This is a genomic window from Rhizobium sp. AN80A, assembly GCF_030053015.1.
GTDB lineage: Bacteria > Pseudomonadota > Alphaproteobacteria > Rhizobiales > Rhizobiaceae > Rhizobium > Rhizobium metallidurans.
In genome coordinates, this window is record NZ_JASJPX010000003.1 from 1,159,483 (window position 1) to 1,183,600 (window position 24,118).

Sequence of the window (24,118 nt, forward strand, 5' to 3'; positions counted from 1 at the left end):
ATTGGCCGGAGATTACTCGGCGCCTTCCTCGGAAGCCTTCTTCTTCGGAGCGGCCTTCTTCTTCGGTGCGGCTTCTTCGCCTTCAGCGGCTTCAGCCTTGGCAGCAGCCTTCTTCTTCGGAGCGGCCTTCTTGGCGTCCTTCTCGGAGCCTTCGCCTTCTTCGTCGGCGAGCAGCTCTTCCTTGGTGACCTTCTTGTCGGTGACGTCGAGTTCGGTCAGCAGATGGTCGATGACCTTCTCTTCGAAGATCGGCGCGCGGATCGAAGCGGCCGCACCCGGCTGGCTGCGGAAGAATTCGAGGATCTGCTTTTCCTGGCCCGGATACTGACGCAGCTGCTCGTAGATGGCGCGCTGCATTTCGTCTTCGCTGACTTCGACGCCGGCCTTTTCGCCGATTTCGGAGAGAACGAGGCCGAGGCGGACGCGGCGCTCAGCGAGCTTCTTGTACTCTTCGCGAGCCTGCTCTTCCGTCGTGTCTTCGTCTTCGAAGGTCTTGCCGGACTGTGCGAGGTCGTTGGCGACCTGGTTCCAGATGCCGTTGTACTCGGCTTCGACGAGCGAGGCCGGGGTCTCGAACTTGTACATTTCGTCGAGCTGGTCGAGGATCTGACGCTTGACCTTCTGGCGGGTCATCGAGCCGTACTGCGATTCGATCTGGCCGCGAACGATTTCCTTCAGGCGGTCAGCCGATTCCAGGCCGAGCTTCTTGGCCAGTTCGTCGTTGATTTCGACGTCGGCGGGAGCGGCAACGTCCTTGACTGTGACGTCGAAGGTGGCTTCAGCGCCAGCGAGGTTCTTGGCCGGGTAGTCAGCCGGGAAGGTGACCGTGATGGTCTTTTCGTCGCCAGCCTTGGTGCCGACGAGCTGCTCTTCGAAGCCCGGGATGAAACGGCCGGAGCCGAGAACGAGTTCGGCGCCCTGGTCGGTGCCGCCGTCGAAGGCAACGCCGTCGACCTTGCCGACGTAGTCCATGGTGATGCGGTCGCCGTCGGCGGCCTTGCCCTTCTTGGTCTCGTAGGAACGGGCGCTTTCGGCAACCTTGAGAACCTGCTCGTTGACTTCCTCGTCGGAGATATCAACGACTTCGCGGGTGATCTTGACGCCCTTGACGGACTTCAGCTCGATCGGGGGCAGAACTTCGTAGGAGAGCGTGAACTCGAAATCCTTCTGAGCAGACAGGATCAGTTCGGCTTCGTCCTTGTCTTCCGTCATCGCGATTTCAGGCTGCGTGGCGGACTTTTCGCCGCGCTCGGCCAGAATCGAGGTCGGCTGTTCGCGGACGATCTCGTTGACGAGGTCGGCCATGATGGACTTGCCGTAAACCTTCTTGAGGTGAGCGGCCGGAACCTTGCCCGGACGGAAGCCGTTGATCCGGACCTTGTCCTTCACGTCGGCAAGACGCTCGTTCATCTTGGTTTCCATGTCCTTGGCCGGGATTACGACCTTGATTTCGCGCTTCAGCCCTTCAGCGAGCGTTTCGATAACCTGCATGTGTTCCTACCTTCAATTCGTGGCGGCCGTGCCCAGACGCCGTTCGTTTCGATGAGCACGACGCCGGAAAGTGCCGGGCGTGGCCTGTTCTCAATTCTTCTTCGTTCTGCGTGAGCGGAACGGCGCTTGGCTCCGGGCAATCGAGGGGCACCTATCCGGTCCCTCGCCTGCAAGCCAGCTTTGGTGCGGGTAGAGAGACTTGAACTCCCACGCCTTGCGGCACCAGAACCTAAATCTGGCGTGTCTACCAATTTCACCATACCCGCGTTCTCAAAAACCGCATGCATATGCCTGCACATGAGGCCTTCCGGAGTGCGGCGTCTCTATAACACCCGATTTGGAGGAGGCAAAGGAAAAATGAAGGCCAAATGACAGCGATTTTAGCCCCTGCCGCGCGGACTTCAGCCGTCGGCGGGTCAAACTCAGTAAAGCGGCTCCTCATAGGCCGGCTTGCCGTCCACCAGGAGGCTTTTGATCTGCGCCACGCCATTGGCGCCAATGCTTGCTGTGATCGACACCTGACCGTCCCGGCGCGCCTCTTCGAGCGCAAGTCCGGCCCCCTCGGGAACATAATAGCGCTCGATGCCATATTCGACGCGGATGGTATCGGCCTGCGAGGTCTCGCCATAACTGTAGAAGGGCTGGCTTTGCAGCACGACGGAACCGTCGGCTTGCGGGAGCTTATCGAAGGATGATTCGGCGACCTGCCAGAAACCGCCCTCTCCCGGCTTCAGCCGCACCCAGAGGCTGCGCTGCGCCGCCTCCTTCGGCATGCCGCCTGATATCGAGGAGACGGGCACGGAGGATATGTCGTAGTTCAGCACCACGTAATCGCCGCGCAGGAAGTCGCGCGGATCGACCGGCGCGGTCTTCAGGAGCACCTGCGTTCCATTGCGCAACAGCGAGGCGCGGCTCTGAACGATATAGCCGAGCACCGCCGTCTGCAGCAGCGCCACCGTGACGGCTGCCGTGACGCAGCGGCGTTTCGAATAGCCCTTGAAGGAGAATAAGCTCATTGGACCGCCCCCCGCGCCTTGCCGGCAAATCGTCTTTCGAGACGGATGACGATCCACGCCACCGCCGCGACGAACAGGCCCGCGCAGAGGAAGAGCCCCGACGTGCCGAGAATGGAGCCGACGGTGACCGATCCGAGATAGAGAATTTCGACGGCGAAGACCGTGTAGGCCAGATAGCGGACGGCGCCGTTGTCACGCCCCTGCAGGGCGATCGCCAGAACGGATGCGGCCAGCGTGACGATCCCAAGCAAAAGAACCCATTTGCTGGCGTCGAGCTCGACATGCAGCAGGAGCAGGCCGATGACGGCAAGCAGGAAGGAATAAAAGGCGGGCGCTGCGCCGGCTCCCTCGATCAGCGAGGACAGCCTCGCCACCGGCAGGCTGACCAGAACGAAGACGGCCATGCCGCCAACGACGTAGATGAGTGCCAGCCACAGGCCGGAGTTCAGCGTGTAGAGCCAGGCGAGCCAGCCCAGCAGCAGGAGATAGGCAAGATGGCGAACGCGGCCGGCGCCGGTATAGCGGACCAATGCTATGACAATCGCCGCCATGACGGGAGCCGCCCATGAATCGATCGTCATCACGCGCATGTCGGAGTTGCCGAGATAGATCGCGAAGCTGCCCCATGACAGGAAGCCCGCCACGCCCGACACCGCCCCCGAGCGGAACAGCATGGCCGAAACCACCGCCATGGCGAACCACACATACATGACCGTCTGCTCGTCGCCCGAGAGATGATACATCTGCCCGACCAGCGAAATGGCGCCGCCGAAGGAGAGCGTGCCGATCACCAGCAGGGCGTTGGCGGCAGCGATCTGGCCGCGCACAAGCGCGGCGCCGGCGCCGAGATGGACCGACCAGATCAAGGCGAGGATGAAGAACATCCTGACGAGACGCGGTATCGCCTCCCAGTTCGAGGCGACCACCAGAAGGATGGCGGCGGCGAGCAGGATGGCGGCGAGTATCATCAGCACGTTGCCGAGGCTGAAGCTTGCCGGGCGCCGATCATAGTCCTGCAGCAGCGCGTCCGCGGTCTGCTCGGTGATCAACCCCTTGCCGACCCATAGCGACAAATCCCTCTCCAGACGTCCGCGATACATGCCCTACCCCGCAAACCGCGCGCCCTCTGGCGCACCTGATTTTCAACCTTATAGACGTGGTTTGGCGTTTGAGGAAACGGCTCCCTGGCGATTTCCTTCACGGATCATGCCGCGGCTGCATTAATCGCCCGGCAAGACTTTGCCGCTATCATCCGAGATGCCATGCATATTGCGCATGGAGACGACCGATTTACTGCATCGCACTATATCACTCAAAATCATTGAGCATGAGTGCAACCCGGGATGTACCCGGACCGGATTACCGGACGCTTTCGGATATGATTTCCGCCTAAATGATCGGGATGTGGACCTATCCTCCCAAAAACAGCCCGATCGACCGACAACGTCCTCCTCCCAGTTGCCGGTCAGACGAATGGACGCCCGCCGGATAACGCATCCGGCGGGCGTCTTCGTTCCGTCCGGCAAGTCCAGGCGGCCCAATGCCCGGCTATCGTTCATTTTGCCTATTCATTGACCAGAACATGGCGGAATCGTGCGATTTACAGCTTGAGAAATGCAGCCGGCGCATATGTGCGTTGAATTCTTGTCTCTGTTAGCTCTTCGCGGTGCAATATATATACAGCTCATCAGACAGAGGTCAGCGCCGATAGGCGGCAGCTGGCAGACGCAAGCCCTCGGAAAGGGGACCGACATGAACATTTCTCGCTCTTTCAACAACTGGCGCAAGTATCGTCAGACCGTGACCGAACTCGGCCGCATGACCAACCGCGAATTGCACGACCTCGGCATCGACCGCGCCGACATCCAGCGCGTCGCTCGCGAAGCCGTTCGTTAATATCCTCGCTGATCTCAGGGCGATTCGCTTCCTCCCAGGCCGATCGCCTCACCAAGACGCCCGCTGCCATCAGGCAACGGGCGTTTTCTTTTGTCTCGGTGTCTCGTTAACGCCAGAGTTGCGCCAAAGCCGCGCGTTTTTCCTGCTCAAAAAGTAACGCTTGCGTTTTATCTGTGCATAGCCGTGCACAATTGCATGGCAGGCGCCTAATAATTGCACTGCACAATATGACAGGGATCACCTATATCAAGGTCAACAACAGAGACGGCAATCGCGCCGCTCACTGAACTGATTTTGAGGAACTACACCATGAACCCGATCCGCATCGCAAAGAGCTGGCTCAGCTACCGCCGTACCGTCAGCGAACTCGGCAGCCTCTCCAACCAGGCTCTCGCAGACATCGGCGTAAGCCGTTACCAGATCCACAACATCGCTTCGCGCGCCTTCCGCTAATAGCGGAACGCAGGAAGTCCCCAAAACGGCGCCTTCACGGCGCCGTTTTCGCGTTTGGGTTACGTTCGCCGCCTACATCTCCAGCGCCCGCAGTTTCTCCACCGCGAAATCCACGAAAGCCCGCGTCTTGGCCGAGACGTGCCTTGCCTCGGCATGGACCACATGGATCGGGAGCGGCGCTTCCTCGTGATCTTCAAGCGTCAGGCGCAACCGACCCGAGGCAATGTGCCGGCTGACCTGATAGGATAGCGGCCGCGACAGTCCCCAGCCGGTGACGGAGGCTGCGATGGCGGCGTCGACCGTGTTGCAATAGAGGCGCGGATGCAGCGTGGCGGCGGCGCCATCGGGGGCGAAATGCCAGTCGATCGACGCAGACGAACCGGTGGCGACGATCGTGGCATGGTTGGCAAGATCGGCAGGTGTCCGCGGTTCGCCGTGACGCTCGAAATAGGAGGGCGCGCCACAGACGACGCGGCGCACATTTCCCACCTTGATCGCCGTCTGGTCGGAATCCTGCAGGCGGCCGATGCGGATCGCGACATCGATCCCCTCCTCCACCAGACTGACGATCCGGTCGAACAACAGCACGCGGCCGGTCAGGCCTTTATGGATGTCGAGAAACTCCGTCATCAGCGGCATGATATGCAACTGCCCGAACTGCACGGGCGCGGTGATCGTCAGCGTGCCCGAGGGCGTCGCGTGCGAGCCGCCGGCCGAGGCCTCGGCTTCGTCGATCTCAGCCAGGATACGCTTGCAGTCATCGGCATAACGCCGGCCGGCTTCGCTGAGCTTGACCGATCTCGTCGACCGCACGAACAGACGCGCGCCGGTGGCGTCCTCCAGAAAGGCCACGGCGCGGGTGACGGCGGGCGGGCTCATGTGCAGCTGCCGCGCCGCTTCCGCGAAGCTTGCCGTCTCGGAAACCCGCACCAAGACCTTCATGCATTGAAGCCGATCCATATCGTCGCCTTTATTACGCCGGAAGAAACAGTCTCTTTCCTATAATCGAAATTCCACACAATAACAGGAACAATTATTCTTCCGTCATTATCAACGGAGACCAGTTCCATGAAGCTCTACTCGTTCCCGCTTTCCGGCCATTCCCATCGCGCCCGGCTGTTCATCGCACTTACCGGAATCGATGCCGACATCGTCGATGTCGACCTCGTCGGCGGCGAGCACAAGCAGCCCGCATTCCTTGCACTCAACCCCTTCGGACAGGTCCCCGTTCTCGACGACAACGGGCTGATCCTGGCGGATTCGAATGCGATCCTGGTCTATCTCGCCAAGACCCGCGCGCCGGACTGGCTGCCTGATGATGCCGCCGGCGCGGCCGCGGTCCAGCGCTGGCTTTCGGTGGCCGCTGGCGAGATCGCCTACGGCCCCGCCGCCGCTCGGCTGGTGACGGTGTTCGGCGCACCCTTCGACACCAAGGAGGTGATCGCGCGCGCCCACAGCATTCTTGCGCTCATCGATGCGGAACTGGCCGGCAAGACATGGATCGCGGCGGATCGGCCGACCATCGCCGACGTCGCGCTCTACAGCTACATCGCCCGCTCGCCCGAGGGGAACGTCGATCGCTTCGGCTACGGCAACGTGACCGCCTGGCTGAAGCGTGTCGAAGCGCTGCCGCGCTTTCACCCGTTCGAGAAGACGGCGATCGGTATTGCCGACGCGGCCTGACACAGGCCAAGCGCCGCCGCCGGTCCTCAATATCCACGAAGGAGAATGTCATGCTTGTCTTGAAGCAGACCGAAAAGCCTTCCCCGTGGCATGACGGGGAGATTGCCCTGCAGGAGAGGGCCGGCGTCGCGGAGCACATGAAGGATTTGGGCGCGCGCATTGTGCGCGACCATCTGATCGACCAGCACCGCCAGTTCTACCCGCAGCTTCCCTTCATCGTACTCGGCTCCGTCGATGCCGATGGCAATCCGTGGGCGACGCTGCGGGCGAACTATCCGGGTTTCCTGGGTAGCCCCGATCCCTATACACTCAGCGTCAAGCTCAAGCGCGAACACGACGATCCGGCCGACCGGGGGATGGAGGACGGCGACCCGATCGGCATGCTGGGTATCGAGCTGCAGACGCGCCGTCGCAACCGGCTGAACGGCAATATCACGCGCAACGCGGCGGATCGTTTCGATGTCGGCGTCGTGCAGTCCTATGGCAACTGCCCGCAATACATCCAGCTGCGGGATTTCGGCTTCAGCCGCGAGCCGGGCTTATCCTCGGCCGTGCCGCCGGTGGTCGCGGACGCGCTGGACGCGCGGGCGATGGCGCTGATCGCGAAGTCGGATGCGTTCTTCGTCGCCTCCTATTCCGAACATGGCGATGGCGGGCGGCAGGTGGACGTTTCGCACAGGGGCGGCAAGCCGGGTTTCGTGCGGATCGGCGAAGACGGGGTTCTGACGATCCCGGACTTCGCCGGCAATCTGTTCTTCAACACGCTCGGCAACATTCTGCTCAATGGCCGCGCGGGGCTTGTGTTCGTCGATTTCGACAGCGGCGACCTGCTGCAACTGTCCGGTGACGCCGAGGTCATTCTGGATCCGCCGGAGATCGCGGCCTTTCAGGGTGCCGAACGGCTCTGGCGCTTCCGCCCCCGTCGTGTCGTCTACCGGGCCGATGCGCTGCCGCTGCGCTGGCAATCGCGCGCCGACGGGCAATCGCCGAACGCACTGATGACGGGCGACTGGGAAGCCGCCGCCGGGCGCATCCGTGCCGCCGAGATGGCGCAGCGCTGGCGGCCGTTGCGGGTGGGAGCGATCGTCGATGAGAGTGCGGGCATCCGCTCGTTCCACCTGGAGCCCGTCGATGGCGGCGGACTGATCGCGCACGATGCCGGCCAGTATCTGCCGATCCGCGTGGCTGTTGCCGGCGAGGATCGGCCGCTGATCCGGACCTATACGCTCTCCGTGGCTCCTTCCGACAACCGTTACCGCATAAGCGTGAAGCGGGAGGGTGTCGTCTCGCGTCACCTGCACGATAACATTGGCGTCGGCGATATCATCGAAGCGCGTGCGCCCGGTGGTACGTTCGGCATCGATGCGCTGGAGCAACGGCCGGCGGTCATGCTGGCGGCCGGTATCGGCATCACGCCCCTGCTCGCCATGCTGAGGCATGTCGTCTACGAGGGATTGCGCAAGCGCCGGATACGGCCGGTTTGGCTTTTCTACGCCGCGCGCAGCAAGGCCGAGCGCGCCTTCGACGACGAGATTACAGCACTTGTCGCTGCTTCCGGCGGGGTGGTCAGGCTGGTTCGCGTGCTCGGCGATATCTCGGGCGCGGTCGAGGGGCAGGACTACGACGCGCAGGGGCGGATCGACATGGCGCTCCTGAGTGCCGCGCTGCCGTTCAACGATTACGACTTCTACCTCTGCGGCCCTCCGGGCTTCATGCAGTCGGTCTATGACGGGCTGCGTGGTCTTAATGTCTCCGATGGCAGGATCCATGCGGAAGCTTTCGGCGTCGCGTCGCTCTCGCGGTCCGGCGGCGCGTCGGTCGAGGCTCCTTCGGCGGAGGTTCAGGCGGCGGCCGATGTGCCGGTGCCTGTCTATTTCATGCAATCGGCCAAGGAAGCCCGGTGGGAGCCTGAGGCCGGCACCTTGCTGGAGCTTGCCGAGGCACGCGGGCTGCAGCCGGAATTCAGCTGCCGGCTCGGCAATTGCGGCAGTTGCCGGACAAAGGTGCTGTCGGGCGCGGTCGCCTATACGAGGCAACCGACGGCCGAAGTGGCCAAGGATGAAGCACTGATCTGTTGCGCGGTTCCGGCAAAGGGAGAGACGCGGCTGGAGCTCGATCTCTAGGGAAACGTGAGGGCCACCGTTGGGCGGCAGTTGCTGCTCAAATATCCGGTTTCCTGCCAATATCCAGTTTGCTGTCATGGCGCGGCGTGATAATCAGCCGCCCATGACCCAGACCTCTTCTCATTCTCCCATCCACGTCGTCGGCGGCGGGCTCGCGGGCTCCGAAGCCGCGTGGCAGATCGCAAACGCCGGCGTTCCCGTCATCCTGCACGAGATGCGCGGCGTGCGCGGCACAGATGCGCACAAGACGGACCATCTGGCCGAGCTCGTCTGTTCCAACTCGTTCCGCTCGGACGATGCGACCGCCAATGCCGTCGGCGTCATCCACGCGGAGATGCGCATGGCGGGATCGCTGATCATGGCTTGCGCCGACAAGCACCAGGTACCGGCCGGCGGCGCGCTGGCGGTGGATCGTGACGGGTTCTCGGAAGCCGTCACCCGGGCGGTGCACGATCATCCGCTGATAACGGTCGTGCGCGAGGAGATCACCGGTCTTCCGCCGAAGGAGTGGGACCTGGCGATCGTCGCCACCGGCCCGCTGACGGCGCCGTCGCTTGCCAGCGCCATCCAGGCCGAAACCGGCGCCGATGCACTCGCCTTCTTCGACGCCATCGCGCCGATCGTCTATCGCGAGAGCATCGACATGGATATCTGCTGGTATCAGTCGCGCTACGACAAGGTCGGCCCCGGCGGCACCGGCAAGGATTACATCAACTGCCCGATGGATGAGGCGCAGTACAATGCCTTCGTCGACGCCCTGATCGCCGGCGACACGGTTGGTTTCAAGGAGTGGGAAGGCACGCCCTATTTCGACGGCTGCCTGCCGATCGAGATCATGGCCGAGCGCGGCCGCGAGACGCTGCGCCATGGGCCGATGAAGCCGATGGGTCTGACCAACGCGCATAACCCGACGGTGAAGGCCTATGCCGTCGTGCAGCTGCGCCAGGACAATGCGCTCGGTACGCTCTACAACATGGTCGGCTTCCAGACGAAGCTGAAATACGGCGCGCAGACTGAGATCCTCAAGATGATCCCGGGGCTGCAGAACGCCGAATTCGCACGTCTCGGCGGCCTGCACCGCAACACCTACATCAATTCGCCGACGCTGCTTGACGGTTCGCTGACGCTCAAGTCGCGACCGGGCCTGCGCTTCGCGGGCCAGATCACCGGCTGCGAGGGCTATGTCGAGAGCGCCAGCGTCGGCTTGCTCGCGGGCCGGTTCGCGGCCGCCGAGCGCAAGGGCGAAGCAGTCTCGCTGCCGCCGGCAACGACCGCGCTCGGTTCGCTGCTCGGCCATATCACCGGCGGGCATCTCAGCAACGACGAGGAACCGGGCAAGCGCTCCTTCCAGCCGATGAACATCAATTTCGGGCTGTTCCCGGAACTCGAGCCGGGCTCGATCGTCAAGCCGGAGGGCGTGAAGCGCTTCCGCGGCAAGGACAAGACGATCATGAAGCGGCAGCTTATCGCCAAGCGGGCGCTGAGCGACTGCGCGACGTGGCTTGGCGATACGGCCTGATCCGAATAGGGATCAGGCGGCTCTGCCCATAAAATAAGACAGGTCAGTGGGTGACCGGCCCGTTGGCCTTCTTCCAGGCATCGATGCCGCCCTCGATGTGGCAGGCGGATGCGATGCCGGCGTCGTGCGCGGCCTGTACCGCCATGGCGGAACGTTCACCGAAGGCGCAGTAGAAGACCAGCCGCTTGGTGGTCGATACGCCGAATTCATGCAGAACGCCGCCGGCGCCGATGCTTTCAGCGAGGGCCGGATAGGGAAAATGCAGCGATGTCGGGATGACGCCGTGACGCTGGCGTTCGCTGTCCTCGCGCAGATCGATCAGCGCGACATCGGGCCTGCCCATGAGATCGAAGACCTGCCGGACGCTCAACGACCATCCGCGACTGTCGACGTCGTGATGATCCATGCCTATCTTCATGTTGGCCGGCACGGCCACGTCCATCATCTTCGGGTTGGAGAGCTTCAGGTTGTTCATGAGATCGGCATATTCGTCGGCCGAGCGCACCTGCAGGCGCGGGTTGAAGGCCTTCTCCTCGCCGATCGTGGAGACAGTGTCGCCCTTGTAGTCGTGGGCGGGGTAGACCAGCGTCGTGTCGGGAAGCTTCAGAAGGCGGCCGAAGATGGATCTGAACTGGGCGCGCGGATCGCCGTTCTGGAAATCCGTGCGGCCGGTGCCCCGGATCAGCAGCGTGTCGCCGGTGAAGACGCGGTCGGGCAGCACGAAGCTATAGCTATCGTCCGTATGGCCCGGCGTGTAGATGACATCGAGCGACAGGCCTTCGATCGTCAGCTTGTCGTTATCGGACAGGCGCATCGAAACGACATCAGCCTTGGTCTGTTCGCCCATGACAGTCGTGCAGTGGGTCTTGTCGCGCAATGCGCCAAGACCCGTGATGTGATCGGCATGAAGATGCGTGTCCACGGCCTTGACCAGTTTCAGGTCAAGCTCGTGGATGAGCTGCAGGTACCGATCGACCTTTTCCAGCACGGGATCGATGATCAGCGCCTCCCCGCCGCGCCTGCTCGCCATCAGGTAGGAGTAGGTGCTGGATGCGGGGTCGAAAAGCTGACGGAAGATCATCTGCGTCTCCTGCGCGCGGTCTATATTATCCCTTCGGCTGCGGCACGATGCGGATATAGGGCTTCGGCGCCGCCCATCCGTCTGGATACTGCTTTTTCGCATCCTCGTCGGAGACCGAACCGGCGATGATGACGTCGCCGCCGTTCTGCCAGTTGGCTGGCGTCGCGACCTTGTGCTTTGCCGTGAGCTGCAGGGAATCGATCACGCGGATGACTTCGTCGAAGTTGCGGCCTGTCGTCATCGGGTAGACGAGGATCAGCTTGATCTTCTTGTCGGGCCCGATCACGAAGACGTTACGAACCGTCTGATTGTCGGCGCGGTGCGCACCGTCGGATCGCCAGACACAGCTGCCGGCAGCATGTGGTAGAGCTTCGATACGTTGAAATCGACGTCGGCGATCATCGGGTAGTTCGGTCGCGTGCCCTGCGTTTCCTCGATGTCGTCCATCCAGCCGTCGTGACGCTCCAGCGGATCGACCGAGAGGCCGATGATCTTCACGCCGCGCCGGTCGAATTCCGGCTTGATTTTCGCCATATAGCCCAGCTCCGTGGTGCACACGGGCGTGAAATCCTTGGGATGCGAGAACAGGACCGCCCAGGAACTACCAATCCAATCGTGAAAATTGATGGTTCCTTCGGTGGTCTGCGCTTCGAAATCAGGGGCAACATCGTTTATCGCAAGCATACCTACCTCCAATGAGTTGTCGAAAGTCATACCGTTTCGCTGAGCGCGCGAAAGATGCTCCAATTTGGGGCACCAGGCAATATGACACGATAGACGTAGGTACGACCGGGCGTCGCCGCAAGTCTGGCGGGTGGCCGGACACGGTTTCGATTGAAAGTCGAAAGGTGTTTTTATCGGTGATTGGCGGCTGTCGGATCGGTAAGCGGCAGCTCGCGATCGGGCTCGGCGACGTAGTTTCCAAGCAGCCAGAGGGCTACTTCCGACGCCTCCTTCGGCGACGCGAATTCGAAGGTGCCGTTCTGGTGCCGCGCATCGAGGAACTCGAGCGTCAGCCCCTTGCCGGTGTCGGAACTCTGGACGCGCACCCGGCCGGGCTGGATGACCTGGCAGGAGTAGTGGCGCTGCATGTTGCGCATGAAGCCGGTCTTGTTGTCGTGCAGGCGAACGAACACCACCTCGCCGTTCGCGGTCGCCTGCAGCGAGCGGATCGCCTCGGTCGGAAAGGCGCGGTTGAACTCGATGATGGCGAAGCCCGCGTCATCCAGACCCTGCGCCTCGTGCTTCGACGACATGCGCACGGCGACAAGGGCCAGGAGAGCAAGAAGCGAGAAAAGAACGACCCAGGCGAAAATGCTCACGTTACACTCCATCCAAAACAGGCCATCCAAGGCAGGCGATCATGACAGCTATAACGCGCGAGGCTTGCGCGAGTTTGGACAAGCGTCAGATTTTCCCGCGCATCAGCGCGATCGTCATGCCGATCTGGCGGCGCCATTGCGGTTGCTGCACCGTTTTCTCGAACAGCCCCGCCCCCACATGCTGCGCTTTCGACAGCACCGGCCCGGCCAAGGCCGCGGGCAGAAAGGCCGGAAGGAGCGGCTGCGGGATGGCGATCTTGCGTGCCTTGGCGAGATGGTCCCGCCCAAGCCCGGCAAAGGCCTCGATGGCGGCCGAAACGCGCGTCTTTTCCCCGCCGTCAAGGAAGCTGTCGCGATCGAGGCCGGTCGCCGACAGGATTTCAAGCGGGATGTAGATCTGCCCCCGGTGGCGATGGAGCGGCATCAAAAGCAGCAAACCCGCCATCGCCTGGGCGACGCCGGCATGGCCGGCCGCTTCGGCCGACTTCGGCGCATCGTCCGGTGACAGGATCAGGCTCGCCAGCTGGATCAGCGCCGAGGCCGTCTCGCCGGCATAGCCTTCGAGCGCGCCGCGCGATTCCATCGGATCGTCGTAAAGATCGAAGACGCGGGCGTCTATCATGTCGAGAAGCGTTTGGCGCGGCAGGCAGTGGGTCTCGATGGCCGACAGAAGTGCCGCGGCCACCGGATTGGCCTCGGTGGAACCGTGGGCGGTTCCCTGAAGCAGGTCGCGCCAGTATTGCATGCGGACTTCACCCGGAAGCGGCTCATGCACGAGGTCGCGGATACGGGCGAGTTCGGCGTTGAAGGCGTAAAGTGCCGCCAGCGCGCCGCGCTTGTCTTGCGGAGACAGCAGGCAGGCAAGATAACGGTCGCGATCGCTGTCGCGCAGCATCGCCAGGCAGATGTCCTGGTTCGTCGAGGATTGATCGGCCATTCGTCAGACCGCGATCAGCGCCGCCGCGACGGCACGTGATTCCATCAGCATGATGTTGAAGGTGCGCACCGCCGCCCCGGTGCTCATCGAATCCGAAGAAATACCGGCAGCCTTCAGCGCCGCCTTGAGGTCCGCCGGGATCGGGCGCATGTCGACGCCGGTGCCGAGCAGCAGGAACTCGATCTCGGACGCCTCGTCGAGCACGCGCTGCAGGTTCTCGATCGACAGCGGCATGGTCGCGTCCATCTTCCAGCCATGGATGCCCGACGGCAGGCAGAGGATCGAACCGCGATGCGACATGTCGGCGAAGCGGAAGCCGCCGTTCCCGTAGGTATCGATCGGAGCGCGACCGGGAAAATGCGCTTCGCGTATTTCTATGCCTCTTGCCATATTCTCACACTGCCGGCTTGCCGGGCTGGGCGGCCGGTTCCGGTACTTTCTTGTCGTTGTCGTTGTTGAGCGCATCCGGGCGAAGCTTGAAGACGATCAGCACCGGTGCAGCAATGTAGATGGAGGAAAACGTGCCGATGGCAACGCCAGCCAGCATGATGAAGGCGAAGGAACGGATGACCTCGCCGCCGAACAGCGCCAGCGCGAGCAGCGCCAGCATGGTGGTGGCCGCGGTCAGCACGGTGCGCGACAGCGTCTGGTTGATCGACGCGTCGATCAGGATCGGCAGCGGCATCTTGCGGTAGCGCTTCAGGTTTTCGCGCATGCGGTCGTAGACCACGACGGTATCGTTGAGCGAATAGCCGATGATGGTCAGAAGGGCCGCGACGCTCGTCAGGTTGAACTCGATGCCTGTCAGCACGAAAAGCCCGAGGATCAGGATGATGTCGTGCAGCGTGGCGACGATGGCGCCGACGGCGAACTGCCACTCGAAGCGCATCCAGATATAGACGAGGATGACGATGAGCGACGCGAGCACGCCGAGCGAGGCGGCGCGGGTAAGCTCGCCCGATATGGCGGGCCCCACCACTTCGACGCGGCGGAAATCATAATCGGTGCCGAGTTCGTCGCGCACCAGCGTGACCGCCGACTGTTCGGCATTCTCGCCGCCGCCCTGCGCCTCCAGCTGCACCAGTGCGCCCGAGGGATCCGCGAGCCTGCGGGCCTCGATGTCTCCGATCGGCAAATCGCCGAGGCGGGCGCGGATATCGCCGATGTCGGCCGCGCCCTGCTTGGCCTTGACCTCGACGATCGAACCGCCGGCGAAATCGATGCCGAGATGCATTCCGACCGCGGCGAAGCCCACCATGGCGGCGACGCAAAGTGCGGCCGAGGCGGTGAACACGTAGCGGCGGATGCCCATGAAGCGGATGTTGGCGCGATCGAAGATGCCGGTGTGGACATCCTTCGGCAGATGCTTCGGATGCCGGCGATGCAGCCAGGTGACGACGATCCAGCGGGTGAGCGTGACGGCCGTGAAAATGGTGGTCAGGATGCCGGCGGCAAGCGTGACGGCAAAGCCGCGCACGGCGTCGTTGCCGAGGAAATAGAGGATGACGGCGGCGATGACGATGGTGACGTTGGCGTCGAGGATCGTCATGATCGCCCGAGAGAAGCCGTAGTCGATCGCCTCGAAAAACGGCCTGCCGGTTTTCGCCTCGTCGCGGATGCGCTCGTAGATCAGGACATTGGCATCGACCGCCATGCCGATGATCAGGACGATGCCGGCAATCCCCGGCAAGGTGAGCGTAGCGCCGATGAGGCTCATCACCGCGAGGATGAGGACGAGGTTCAAGAGCAGCGACAGGGCCGCGATCAGTCCGAGGCCGCGATAGAAGCCGAACATCAGGCCGATGACGAGAATGGCCGCGACAATGCCGGCGACGAGCCCTGCCCGCGCCGATTCCGCGCCAAGCGCCGCGCTGACCGTGCGCTCCTCGACCGCGGTCAGCGTGGCCGGCAGGGCGCCGGCGCGCAGCATGAGCGCCAGATCGTTGGCGCCCTCTTCGGTGTAGCTGACCGGGATCGCGCCCTTGCCGTCAAGGATCGGCGCGGTGATGGGAAGCGACGCCATGACCTGATCGTCAAAGATGATCGCGAGGTAGCCGCCGGTGTTCTGCTGCGTCTTCTCCGCCAGACGTTTCGTGCCTTCGGCGTCGAGCACGTAGCTGATCGACACCGTATCGGCCTGCGTATCGGCCACCGACTGGACATCGACAATGTTAGCGCCGGTGATGAAGTCGGTGCGATCGACGAGGTAGGGAACCGGCGGATCATCCAGCGAATAGAGAACCTCCGAGCTCGCCGGCCAGCGACCATTGACCGCGTCCTGTCCGGACATGGTTGCGTCGAGCATGCGCACGGAGAGCTTGGCGGGTTCGTTGAGGATATTCTTCAGACGCTCGGCATCGACCTCGCCGAAGACCTGCACATCCAGCCGATCTGCGCCCTCGGGCTTGATCGCGAAATCCGGGTTGCCGAGGCCGGAAATGCGGCGGCTGACGATATCGATCGATTGGGTCTGGGCCGCCGAAATGGCGCCGTCGATGGCGGCATTGGCGATCTGGATCGTGAGATCGCCGCTGGCGGCCTGCGTGAGCGTGACATCCTGCGCCGAGCCGCCGAGCAGGCCGTTCCCGGTGCCGGCGGCCGGTTCCTTCAGCGCGGCGACGGCGGCGTCGATCTGCTTGGGGTCGGTGATCTTGACCGTCACGGTCTGGTCGTTGCCGGTGAGGCCGGTGTAGCGGATATTGGCCTGACGCAACCGGCGACTGATCTCGCCCACCGTCGCCACCAGCTTCTGGCGCGCGACATCGGCGCGATCGACCTGGAAGACGAGGTGCGTACCGCCCCTGAGATCGGAGCCGAGCACGACGCGGTGCTTGGACAGCCAGGACGAAATCGAGCCGGACTGCCCCAGCGGCAGAAAATTGGGGGCCGCGATCACCACGGCCACCAGCACCACAAACCAGATCAGAACGGTCTTCCAGCGGGAAAAATGAAGCATTTTCTCTCGACTATGTCAGATCCGGGCGATCCGGTTCGTGGATATGCGTGATGACTACGCGGCGTCGGCCTTTACGGGCTCGCCCTTCACGCGGATTTCGGAGACGCCGGTACGCACGATACGGACGCGGACGCCATCGGCAATCTCGACTTCGATTTCCCGCTCGTCAATCACCTTGGTCACCTTGCCGACGAGGCCGCCGGAGGTCACGACCTGGTCGCCACGACGGATCGCCTTCAATGCTTCGTCGCGCTTCTTGGCCTGGGCGCGCTGCGGACGGATGAGCAGGAAATACCAGACGACCATCAGCGGCACGAACAGGATGATCATTTCGAAGCCGGAACCGAACGGCGACGCCGCGCTGTCGGTGGCCTGGGCGAATGCCGGGGTGATGAACATGCTAAACTCCTCAAACTTTTCCGGAGGCGGAACGTCGCCTTTTTTCTCGGTGGCCGGACTATAATTATGGTCTTTGCGATTGCAACTGAAACAGCCGAAAACCGTACCGATTCCGCTGCCTCATAACCTTTCCGCATGTAAAAGGCCATGCTACCCGGCTACGAAAAGCGATTGGCGCACAGCCGCGTGCGCGCGAAGGAGGAAACACCATGGCCGAAGACGTCAACAGCATCATTCTCGGCGAGCTTCGCCGCCTTGCCGATGCCGTCGAACGGCTCGCGGGACCGCCGCCTGAAATCAACGACTGGAACGCGGCGGATTGCTTCGTCTGGGCCCCTGCGCGCCAGCATTTGCAGCCTGTTTCGCGGCCAAACCGCGTGGCGCTGGCGCTGATCCGCGGCGTCGATCGGGTGCGTGACATCCTGCATGAAAACACGGTGCGCTTCGCCGAAGGCTATGCCGCCAACAACGTACTCCTGTGGGGCGCGCGCGGCATGGGCAAGTCGTCGCTGGTGAAAGCCGTTCACGAAGATGTTAGACGCGAAACCGGCGTCTCGCTGAAACTCGTCGAGGTGCACCGCGAGGATATCGCCAGCCTGCCGGTGCTGCTCGACCTGCTGAAGGACACGCCGCACCGGGTCATCGTCTTCTGCGACGACCTCTCCTTCGACCATGACGACACCGCCTACAAGTCGCTGAAGGCGGCGCTCGACGGCGGCGTCGAGGGCCGGCCCGACAATGTGCTGTTCTACGCGACCTCGAACCGGCGACATCTCCTGCCGCGCCACATGATGGAGAACGAACAGTCGACGGCGATCAACCCGTCGGAGGCGGTGGAGGAGAAGGTCTCGCTGTCGGACCGCTTCGGGCTCTGGCTCGGCTTCCACAAGTGCAGCCAGGAAGACTATCTGACGATGGTCGACGGCTATGCCGCGCACTTCAAGCTGCCGCTGGACCGCGAGGTGCTGCATGCCGAAGCGCTGGAATGGGCAACGACGCGCGGCGCCCGCTCGGGCCGCGTCGCCTGGCAGTATATCCAGGACCTCGCCGGCCGAAAGCGGATCGCGCTCGACCGCTGCTAAGCTCAGCTTGCCGCTTACCATAACGACAAAAGCCCGGCTTCGGCCGGGCTTTTGCGTTGTCCTCGATACGCAATATCTATTCGAGGAAAGTCGTGACCTACTCGAGGAACGTCATCGGGTTCACCGGCGTCGCGTCCTTGCGGACCTCGAAGTGAACCTGCGGCTGCTTGACGTTGTTGCCGCTCATGCCCGAGACGGCGACCGTCTGGCCGCGCTGGATCTTCTGGCCGCGCGTCACGCTCAGCGTATCGGCGTTGCCGTAGACGGTGACGGTGCCATCGTCGTGGCGGACGAGAACCGTGTTGCCGAGTTCCTTGAGGCCATTGCCGGCGTAGATGACCACGCCGTTTTCAGCCGCCTTGATCGGGGTGCCCTGCGGGACAGAGATGTCGATGCCGTCGTTGCGGCTGCCGTTGACGTTGGCGCCATAGGCGGCGATGACCGCGCCTCGGGCCGGCCAGCGATACTTGCCGATGCCGGTGGCCTCGGGTGCGGCGGACGCCACTTCCTTCTTGGCGACGTCGCTGACGCTTTCGGTCGCGGCGGGCGCCTTGTAGGAGGCAGGCTGGGCGGTGGCCGTTTCAGGGGCAACCGCCGGCTGGGCGGCGGGCTTGGGTTCCGCCTTTGGCTGGATCGACGCGGTCTTGATGGTATCGGTAGCGGCGGCGCTGGCGTTCGGAATGTTCAACTCCTGGCCGATGCGGATCGAGCCGGCGGTCAGGTCGTTGGCCGCCTTGATGTCGTCGACGCTGTTTCCGGTCGCCTTGGCGATCTTGGCAAGAGAGTCGCCCGACTTGACGACGTAGGTGCCACCCGCGCCCTTCGGGCCGGCGCCGACAGGTGCCTTGCCGGACTGATCGGCGCCCGCCATCGACTTGTCACGCGAGGCGTTCGAGCCGGTCGGGATGAGCGCGAGGTTCTGTTCCTGGCTCTTGGTCGGCTGCGGCGCCTGACCGCCCTTCGCGAGATCACGCGACTGGGTGGATGCCTTGGCGGCGTTGCCGCCGTTGAAGGTCGGGATCAGAATGATCTGGCCGGGCTTGGCGGCCGCTGCGGTCTTCAGGCCATTGGCACGCAGCACTTCCTTTTCGGGAACGCCGTAGCGGTTGGCGAGAATGGCGATGCTTTCGCCCGGACGCATGGTCACGGAAGGCGCATTGGTCGCGGACCAGCCCGACGTCCTCGGGATCGACCCGGTGACGACGGTGTCGGTGTCGCGCTTCGGCGGCGCGATCGTCTGGGTACGCTGCGGCGCGTCGCTGCCCGGGAAAGGCTGCGCAAGGGCGACCTGCTTTTCGCGTGCCGGCGACATCGGCGCCTGCGACACCGCGCCTGGCGCGGCAAGCTCGGAACGCTGAACCGAAACCGGAGCCGATGCCATGCGTGCACTCGACCCATAGGCCGGCTGCTGGCTCGGATACGGCTGGTTCATCGAATTGTTGTTATTCGCATAGCTCGGCTGCATCGCGCCGCCCTGCATATCCGCCTGCGGCACCGGATCGGCCTGGAGGCCGCTCATGCTGCGCCGGGGAATGGAATTCGTCGTTATCTGATCCTGACCGGACGAAGAAAACAGACCGCCGAAACGTGTCACATCGGAACTGCAGCCTGATGCAGCACTCGCCAGGAGAGCCACGATCAGGGCATTACCGGCAGACTTCCCGAACTTAGGCGAAACGCTGAAACGCATGACACTCGACCCACTGAATAACGCAACCATTTGTGGGTATGATTAAAGCGCGTTAGCATTACCAACCGGTTAAGGCGGAGGGATTGACCTGCGTTTTTTGACAAATCGCTAACCATAGCGACAGCCGCGATCAGAGCTGCGACGCCACGCGGGGAACGATCGGCAAGTATGGGGAGTTGAATAACTCCTCGCGCTCGAAGCGGCTGCCGGTCTTGGTCAGGCGAACGAGACGGCACTCGGTCTCGGAGATGATCAGCGGAGCGATCATCGAGCCGCCGGAGACCAGCTGATCGGCATAGAAGCGCGGCATGCTTTCGAAGGCGGCGGTCACCAGAATGCGGTCGAAGGTGCCCTCGCCCTGCAGGCCGCCGCTGCCATCAGCCTGGCGAACGATGACGTTGCGGATACCCAGTGCCTCGAAGCGCTTCTGGGCGTTGGAGGTCAGCGTCTTGTAGCGGTCAATGGTAAGCACGCGCTCGGCCATGCGGGCGATCACAGCCGTCATGAAACCACTGCCTGTCCCCACTTCCAGCACCCGCTGGCCGGGCTTGACCCTCAACTGGTGCAGGACGCGGACGGCGAAATCGACGCCCTCGAGGAAGGAGCCGCATTCGATCGGGATCGTGCGGCTCGAATAGGCCTGTTCGGCGAACTGCGGCGGCACGAAGAGGGAGCGCGGCGCCTGCTCGACCGCCGTCAGCAAATCAAGGTCTGACACGCCTTCGGCCCGCAGCCTCAGAACGAGCGCCGCAAACTCTTCCTTCTCCACCAGACGTGCCGCCAATGCGATTTACTCCGTACCCGAAAGCGCCCGCGTCACGCGGTCCTGTACGGAATAATCGGTCAGATCCAGTTTCAAAGGTGTTACCGAGATCTTTCTATTCTTGAGCGCGTTGACGTCGGTGCCCTCGACGAAAGCGCCGGCGCGCTCGCCGAACTTCAACCAATAGTAGGGGAAACCGCGACCGTCGGCACGAGCATCGACCTCCAGATTGAAGGCGAGCTTGCCCTGCGCGGTCACTTCCGTGCCCTCGACCTCTTCAGGCGCGCAGTTCGGGAAGTTCAGATTGAGGAAGGTCCCTTCAGGCAGATCGACCGCCATCAGCTTGCGCAGCAGCGCCGGGGCATGGGTCTCGCAGACCTCCCAGGGAAGGACGCGGTGATCCCCCTCGCGAATGTAAGCCTGGCTCAACGCAAAGGAGCGTACGCCCTGCATCGTGCCTTCGATGGCACCGGCGATCGTGCCCGAATAGGTGACGTCGTCGGCGACGTTCGAACCGGCGTTGACGCCGGACAAAACGAGATCGGGCTTGATCTCCATCACCTGCTTGATGCCCATGATGACGCAATCGGTCGGCGTGCCGCGCAGCGCATAGTGCTTGTCGGAGATCTTGCGCAGGCGCAGCGGCTCCGACAGGCTCAGCGAATGGGCGAGACCGCTCTGGTCGGTCTCGGGCGCGACGATCCAGACGTCGTCGGACAGCGTGCGCGCAATCCGCTCCAGCGCCGCAAGGCCTTCCGCGTGAATGCCGTCGTCGTTGGTAAGCAGAATGCGCATGGTCTCAGGCCGCCCGTTCGATCTTCGTCAGGCCGCCCATGTAGGGCACCAGCACGTCGGGGACGGTCACCGAGCCATCCTCGTTCAGATAGTTTTCCAGAACCGCGATCAGGCAGCGGCCGACGGCGGTACCGGAGCCGTTCAGCGTGTGAACGAAGCGGTTGGTCTTGTCTTCCTTGCCGCGATAGCGCGTGTTCATGCGCCGCGCCTGGAAATCGCCGCAGACCGAGCAGGACGAGATTTCGCGGTAGGTGTTCTGACCGGGCAGCCAGACCTCGAGGTCGTAGGTCTTGCGCGAGCCGAAGCCCATGTCGCCGGTGCAGAGCGTCAGCGTGCGGAAATGCAGGCCGAGGCGCTTCAGCACTTCCTCGGCGCAAGCCGTCATGCGCTCATGCTCGGCGATCGAGCTTTCGGCGTCGGTGATCGAGACCAGCTCGCACTTCCAGAACTGATGCTGGCGCAGCATGCCGCGCGTGTCGCGGCCGGCCGAGCCTGCTTCCGAACGGAAGGACGGCGTCAGCGCGGTGAAGCGCAGCGGCAGCTTCTCCTGCTCGAGGATTTCCTCGCGCACGAGGTTGGTGAGCGTGACTTCCGCCGTCGGGATGAGATAGCGCCCGTCCGTCGTCTTGAAGAGGTCTTCCTCGAACTTCGGCAGGTTGCCGGTGCCGAACAGCGCTTCGGGGCGCACCAGCAGCGGCGAGCTGACTTCGGTGTACCCATGTTCGCTGGTGTGCAGGTCGATCATGAACTGGCCGAGCGCCCGCTCCAGCCTCGCCAGCGGGCCCGTCAAGACGGTGAAGCGCGAGCCGGAGAGCTTGGCGGCGGTCTCGAAACTCATGTAGCCGAGGGCTTCGCCGATCTCGAAGTGTTCCTTCGGCGTGTGGTTCCAGCGCGGCTTTTCGCCGGTCACGCGGGTGACGACGTTGTCGGCCTCGTCCTTGCCGACGGGGACGTCGTCATGGGGGACGTTGGGGATGCGCGAGAGGGCGTCGTTCAGCTCTTCGGAAAAGGCGCGGTCGTCTTCCTCGGCGGCCGGCAGCAAGACCTTGAGGTCGGCGACCTCGGCCTTCAGCTTCTCGGCCAGCTCGGTGTTCTTCTGCGCCATGGCAGCACCGATCTCCTTGGAGGCGGCGTTGCGGCGGGACAGCATGTCCTGGACCTTCTGAACGGCCGTGCGGCGCTTTTCGTCCAGCGCGATCAGGCTTTCGGACAGGGGCTCGGCACCACGCTTGGCAAGTGCCGCGTCGAGGGCTTCGGGATTCTCACGGATCCATTTGATATCGAGCATCGTCGTTCCAGGTCGTTGCAAAAAGGATGACCCGGCCGAAGCCTGACCGGGCCTCGACCGGATATTGGAAAGCGCTCATCGAGGAATTGCGGTGACGCTAGACGTTGTCCGTCTTGGCAACGTCCTGGGACCCTTCAGCCTCGGTGGCCGCATCGCGAGCACGCTGGCGTTCCACGAGTCGCGCCGCGTAGATGGCAATCTCGTAGAGAATGATGGTCGGCAGCGCAAGACCGATCTGGGACATCGGATCGGGCGGCGTCAGGACCGCGGCGACGACGAAGGCCATGACGATCGCGAACTTGCGCTTTTCGCGCAGCCAGTCCGACGTCAGCAGGCCGACGCGGGCAAGCAGCGTGGTGATGACGGGAAGCTGGAAGACCAGACCGAAGGAGAAGACCAGCGTCATGATGAGGCTGAGATATTCCGAGACCTTCGGCAGCAGCGAGATGGCGACATCCCCCTCGCCCGGCGCCTGCTGCATGGTCAGGAAGAACCACATGACCATCGGCGTGAAGAAGAAGTAGACGAGCCCCGCCCCCATCAAAAACAGGATCGGCGAGGCGATCAGGAACGGCAGGAAGGCCGAGCGCTCGTTCTTGTAGAGACCCGGGGCCACGAATTTGTAGATCTGCGCGGCGATAATCGGGAAGGCGATGACGAGGCCGCCGAACATTGCCACCTTCACCTGCGTGAAGAAGAATTCCTGCGGCGCCGTGTAGATCAACTGCGCCTTGGAGACATCCAGGTTCGCCCACTGGACCGCCCATTTGTAGGGGACGACCAGAGCATTGAAGAGATTCTTGGCGAAAATGAAGCAGACGATGAAAGCGGCGAAGAAGGCGCCGATCGACCACATGAGCCGCGTGCGCAGCTCCATCAGGTGCTCGATCAACGGCTGCGGCTTGTCTTCGATATCACCGCTCATGCTTCATCTTTCTTTTTCTTCGCCGCCGGCTTCTTCGGCGCGGCTGTCGCGGCGGCTACCGGCTTGGCGGCGGCCGTCTTGCTGGCGGGGGCAGCCTTGGCAGGTGCTGCAGGAGCACTTGCCGGAGCCGGCGCCGCCTTGGCAGCAGCACGCTTCGGCTTTTCGGCCGTAACCGCGACGGCGGCAACGGCATCGGCCTTATCGGCGGCCTTGGCGCGTGGCTTGCGGGCCGGCTTTGCCGTGGCCTCGGGCACGGCCGCCGAGGCAGCCGGCACGGGAGTGGGCGCAGGCATGACGGATGGCGTTCCGGTCGGTGCGACTTCTGGCGCCGGCATCAGGCCGAGCGGCGCTTCCGTGTTGCTATCGACCGATGTCGAGCGCTGGAGATCGGCCTTGATCTCGTTGCCCATCTGGCGAAGCGGGTTCATCGCCTCGCGCAGCGTGTTGACAGGATTGAGCTTCTGGGCGTCGTTCAGCGTCTGGCGCACGTCGTCCATATCGGCTTCGCGCAGCGCCTCGTCGAACTGCGCACGGAATTCGCCGGCGACTTTGCGGGCACGCTGCGTCATCTTGCCGAAAGCACGAAGCATCGGAGGCAGATCCTTGGGACCCACCACGACAATCAATACGACCGCGATGACAAGCAGCTCGGTCCAGCCAATATCGAACATTCAAGGCTCCTGAACGGGAAACGCGGGG

Annotated in this window: 22 protein-coding genes, 1 tRNA gene and 1 pseudogene; 6 read left to right on the plus strand and 18 right to left on the minus strand. The window is 63.2% G+C overall.

Translation table 11 applies throughout. The features are described 5' to 3' along the window. Positions 1 to 12: 12 nt before the first annotated feature. From tig to P3R82_RS17240, 4 genes are all read right to left on the minus strand, one after another. On the minus strand, positions 13 to 1,491 hold the full coding sequence (gene tig / locus P3R82_RS17225; protein ID WP_183899824.1) for a trigger factor: 1,479 nt from the start codon (positions 1,489 to 1,491) through the stop codon (positions 13 to 15). A 181-nt stretch (positions 1,492 to 1,672) separates the two neighbouring features. Then, a tRNA-Leu gene (locus P3R82_RS17230) sits at positions 1,673 to 1,757 on the minus strand. A 156-nt stretch (positions 1,758 to 1,913) separates the two neighbouring features. Beyond that, positions 1,914 to 2,507: a GDYXXLXY domain-containing protein gene (locus tag P3R82_RS17235; protein ID WP_283194707.1), complete on the minus strand. Its 594-nt coding sequence runs from the start codon at positions 2,505 to 2,507 to the stop codon at positions 1,914 to 1,916. Beyond that, positions 2,504 to 3,607 carry a DUF2157 domain-containing protein gene (locus P3R82_RS17240; RefSeq protein ID WP_283194708.1) on the minus strand — a complete coding sequence of 368 codons (1,104 nt, stop codon included), beginning with the start codon at positions 3,605 to 3,607 and terminating at the stop codon, positions 2,504 to 2,506. The genes P3R82_RS17235 and P3R82_RS17240 overlap by 4 nt, the downstream gene beginning before the upstream one ends. Positions 3,608 to 4,259: 652 nt before the next feature. On the opposite strand from P3R82_RS17240, the gene P3R82_RS17245 reads away from it, so the two are divergent. Together P3R82_RS17245 and P3R82_RS17250 are read left to right on the plus strand one after the other, a co-directional pair. Further along, on the plus strand, positions 4,260 to 4,403 hold the full coding sequence (locus tag P3R82_RS17245; RefSeq protein ID WP_113237037.1) for a DUF1127 domain-containing protein: 144 nt from the start codon (positions 4,260 to 4,262) through the stop codon (positions 4,401 to 4,403). A 309-nt stretch (positions 4,404 to 4,712) separates the two neighbouring features. Continuing rightward, positions 4,713 to 4,856 (plus strand): DUF1127 domain-containing protein, encoded by a 144-nt coding sequence (locus P3R82_RS17250; RefSeq protein WP_183899820.1) that lies wholly within the window; start codon positions 4,713 to 4,715, stop codon positions 4,854 to 4,856. A 72-nt stretch (positions 4,857 to 4,928) separates the two neighbouring features. On the opposite strand, the gene P3R82_RS17255 is transcribed toward P3R82_RS17250, so the two are convergent. Next, entirely contained in the window at positions 4,929 to 5,816 is an 888-nt protein-coding gene (locus P3R82_RS17255; protein WP_283194709.1) for a LysR family transcriptional regulator, read from the minus strand. Between the two features lie 108 nt (positions 5,817 to 5,924). Between P3R82_RS17255 and P3R82_RS17260 the strand changes: the two genes are divergently transcribed. The 3 genes from P3R82_RS17260 (at position 5,925) to trmFO (ending at position 10,181) form a co-directional block, all read left to right on the plus strand. Further along, complete coding sequence (locus tag P3R82_RS17260) at positions 5,925 to 6,539, plus strand: glutathione S-transferase (RefSeq protein WP_183899818.1); 615 nt, start codon at positions 5,925 to 5,927, stop codon at positions 6,537 to 6,539. A 50-nt stretch (positions 6,540 to 6,589) separates the two neighbouring features. Continuing rightward, the gene (locus tag P3R82_RS17265) at positions 6,590 to 8,662 is read left to right on the plus strand and encodes a pyridoxamine 5'-phosphate oxidase family protein (protein WP_283194710.1); all 2,073 of its coding nucleotides are present in this window, start codon (positions 6,590 to 6,592) and stop codon (positions 8,660 to 8,662) included. Between the two features lie 103 nt (positions 8,663 to 8,765). Next, positions 8,766 to 10,181, plus strand: a complete 1,416-nt coding sequence (gene trmFO, locus P3R82_RS17270; RefSeq protein WP_283194711.1) for a methylenetetrahydrofolate--tRNA-(uracil(54)-C(5))-methyltransferase (FADH(2)-oxidizing) TrmFO — start codon at positions 8,766 to 8,768, stop codon at positions 10,179 to 10,181. Between the two features lie 43 nt (positions 10,182 to 10,224). On the opposite strand, the gene P3R82_RS17275 is transcribed toward trmFO, so the two are convergent. From P3R82_RS17275 to yajC, 7 genes and pseudogenes are all read right to left on the minus strand, one after another. Further along, the gene (locus P3R82_RS17275) at positions 10,225 to 11,262 is read right to left on the minus strand and encodes an MBL fold metallo-hydrolase (RefSeq protein ID WP_283194712.1); all 1,038 of its coding nucleotides are present in this window, start codon (positions 11,260 to 11,262) and stop codon (positions 10,225 to 10,227) included. A gap of 25 nt (positions 11,263 to 11,287) precedes the next feature. Continuing rightward, positions 11,288 to 11,946: pseudogene (locus P3R82_RS17280) on the minus strand (peroxiredoxin). Between the two features lie 170 nt (positions 11,947 to 12,116). Further along, positions 12,117 to 12,584 carry a hypothetical protein gene (locus P3R82_RS17285; protein WP_183899813.1) on the minus strand — a complete coding sequence of 156 codons (468 nt, stop codon included), beginning with the start codon at positions 12,582 to 12,584 and terminating at the stop codon, positions 12,117 to 12,119. 85 nt (positions 12,585 to 12,669) lie between these two features. After that, positions 12,670 to 13,521: a phytoene/squalene synthase family protein gene (locus P3R82_RS17290; protein ID WP_283194713.1), complete on the minus strand. Its 852-nt coding sequence runs from the start codon at positions 13,519 to 13,521 to the stop codon at positions 12,670 to 12,672. Between the two features lie 3 nt (positions 13,522 to 13,524). After that, positions 13,525 to 13,911, minus strand: a complete 387-nt coding sequence (locus tag P3R82_RS17295; protein WP_283194714.1) for an Mth938-like domain-containing protein — start codon at positions 13,909 to 13,911, stop codon at positions 13,525 to 13,527. A gap of 4 nt (positions 13,912 to 13,915) precedes the next feature. Beyond that, positions 13,916 to 16,477 (minus strand): protein translocase subunit SecDF, encoded by a 2,562-nt coding sequence (gene secDF / locus P3R82_RS17300; protein WP_283194715.1) that lies wholly within the window; start codon positions 16,475 to 16,477, stop codon positions 13,916 to 13,918. 54 nt (positions 16,478 to 16,531) lie between these two features. Continuing rightward, positions 16,532 to 16,876 (minus strand): preprotein translocase subunit YajC, encoded by a 345-nt coding sequence (yajC, locus tag P3R82_RS17305; RefSeq protein WP_183899809.1) that lies wholly within the window; start codon positions 16,874 to 16,876, stop codon positions 16,532 to 16,534. A 209-nt stretch (positions 16,877 to 17,085) separates the two neighbouring features. On the opposite strand from yajC, the gene P3R82_RS17310 reads away from it, so the two are divergent. Further along, the gene (locus P3R82_RS17310; protein WP_283194716.1) at positions 17,086 to 17,958 is read left to right on the plus strand and encodes an ATP-binding protein; all 873 of its coding nucleotides are present in this window, start codon (positions 17,086 to 17,088) and stop codon (positions 17,956 to 17,958) included. 97 nt (positions 17,959 to 18,055) lie between these two features. On the opposite strand, the gene P3R82_RS17315 is transcribed toward P3R82_RS17310, so the two are convergent. From P3R82_RS17315 to tatB, 6 genes are all read right to left on the minus strand, one after another. Continuing rightward, a complete protein-coding gene (locus P3R82_RS17315; RefSeq protein ID WP_283194717.1) occupies positions 18,056 to 19,648 on the minus strand; it encodes a peptidoglycan DD-metalloendopeptidase family protein in 1,593 nt (530 codons plus the stop codon). A gap of 130 nt (positions 19,649 to 19,778) precedes the next feature. Then, the gene (locus P3R82_RS17320) at positions 19,779 to 20,432 is read right to left on the minus strand and encodes a protein-L-isoaspartate(D-aspartate) O-methyltransferase (RefSeq protein WP_283194718.1); all 654 of its coding nucleotides are present in this window, start codon (positions 20,430 to 20,432) and stop codon (positions 19,779 to 19,781) included. A 6-nt stretch (positions 20,433 to 20,438) separates the two neighbouring features. Further along, a complete protein-coding gene (gene surE, locus P3R82_RS17325; protein ID WP_183899805.1) occupies positions 20,439 to 21,206 on the minus strand; it encodes a 5'/3'-nucleotidase SurE in 768 nt (255 codons plus the stop codon). Between the two features lie 4 nt (positions 21,207 to 21,210). Next, positions 21,211 to 22,494 (minus strand): serine--tRNA ligase, encoded by a 1,284-nt coding sequence (gene serS, locus P3R82_RS17330; protein WP_283194719.1) that lies wholly within the window; start codon positions 22,492 to 22,494, stop codon positions 21,211 to 21,213. Between the two features lie 97 nt (positions 22,495 to 22,591). Next, a complete protein-coding gene (tatC, locus tag P3R82_RS17335) occupies positions 22,592 to 23,419 on the minus strand; it encodes a twin-arginine translocase subunit TatC (RefSeq protein ID WP_283194720.1) in 828 nt (275 codons plus the stop codon). After that, entirely contained in the window at positions 23,416 to 24,090 is a 675-nt protein-coding gene (gene tatB, locus P3R82_RS17340; RefSeq protein ID WP_283194721.1) for a Sec-independent protein translocase protein TatB, read from the minus strand. The genes tatC and tatB overlap by 4 nt, the downstream gene beginning before the upstream one ends. Between the last annotated feature and the right edge of the window lie 28 nt (positions 24,091 to 24,118).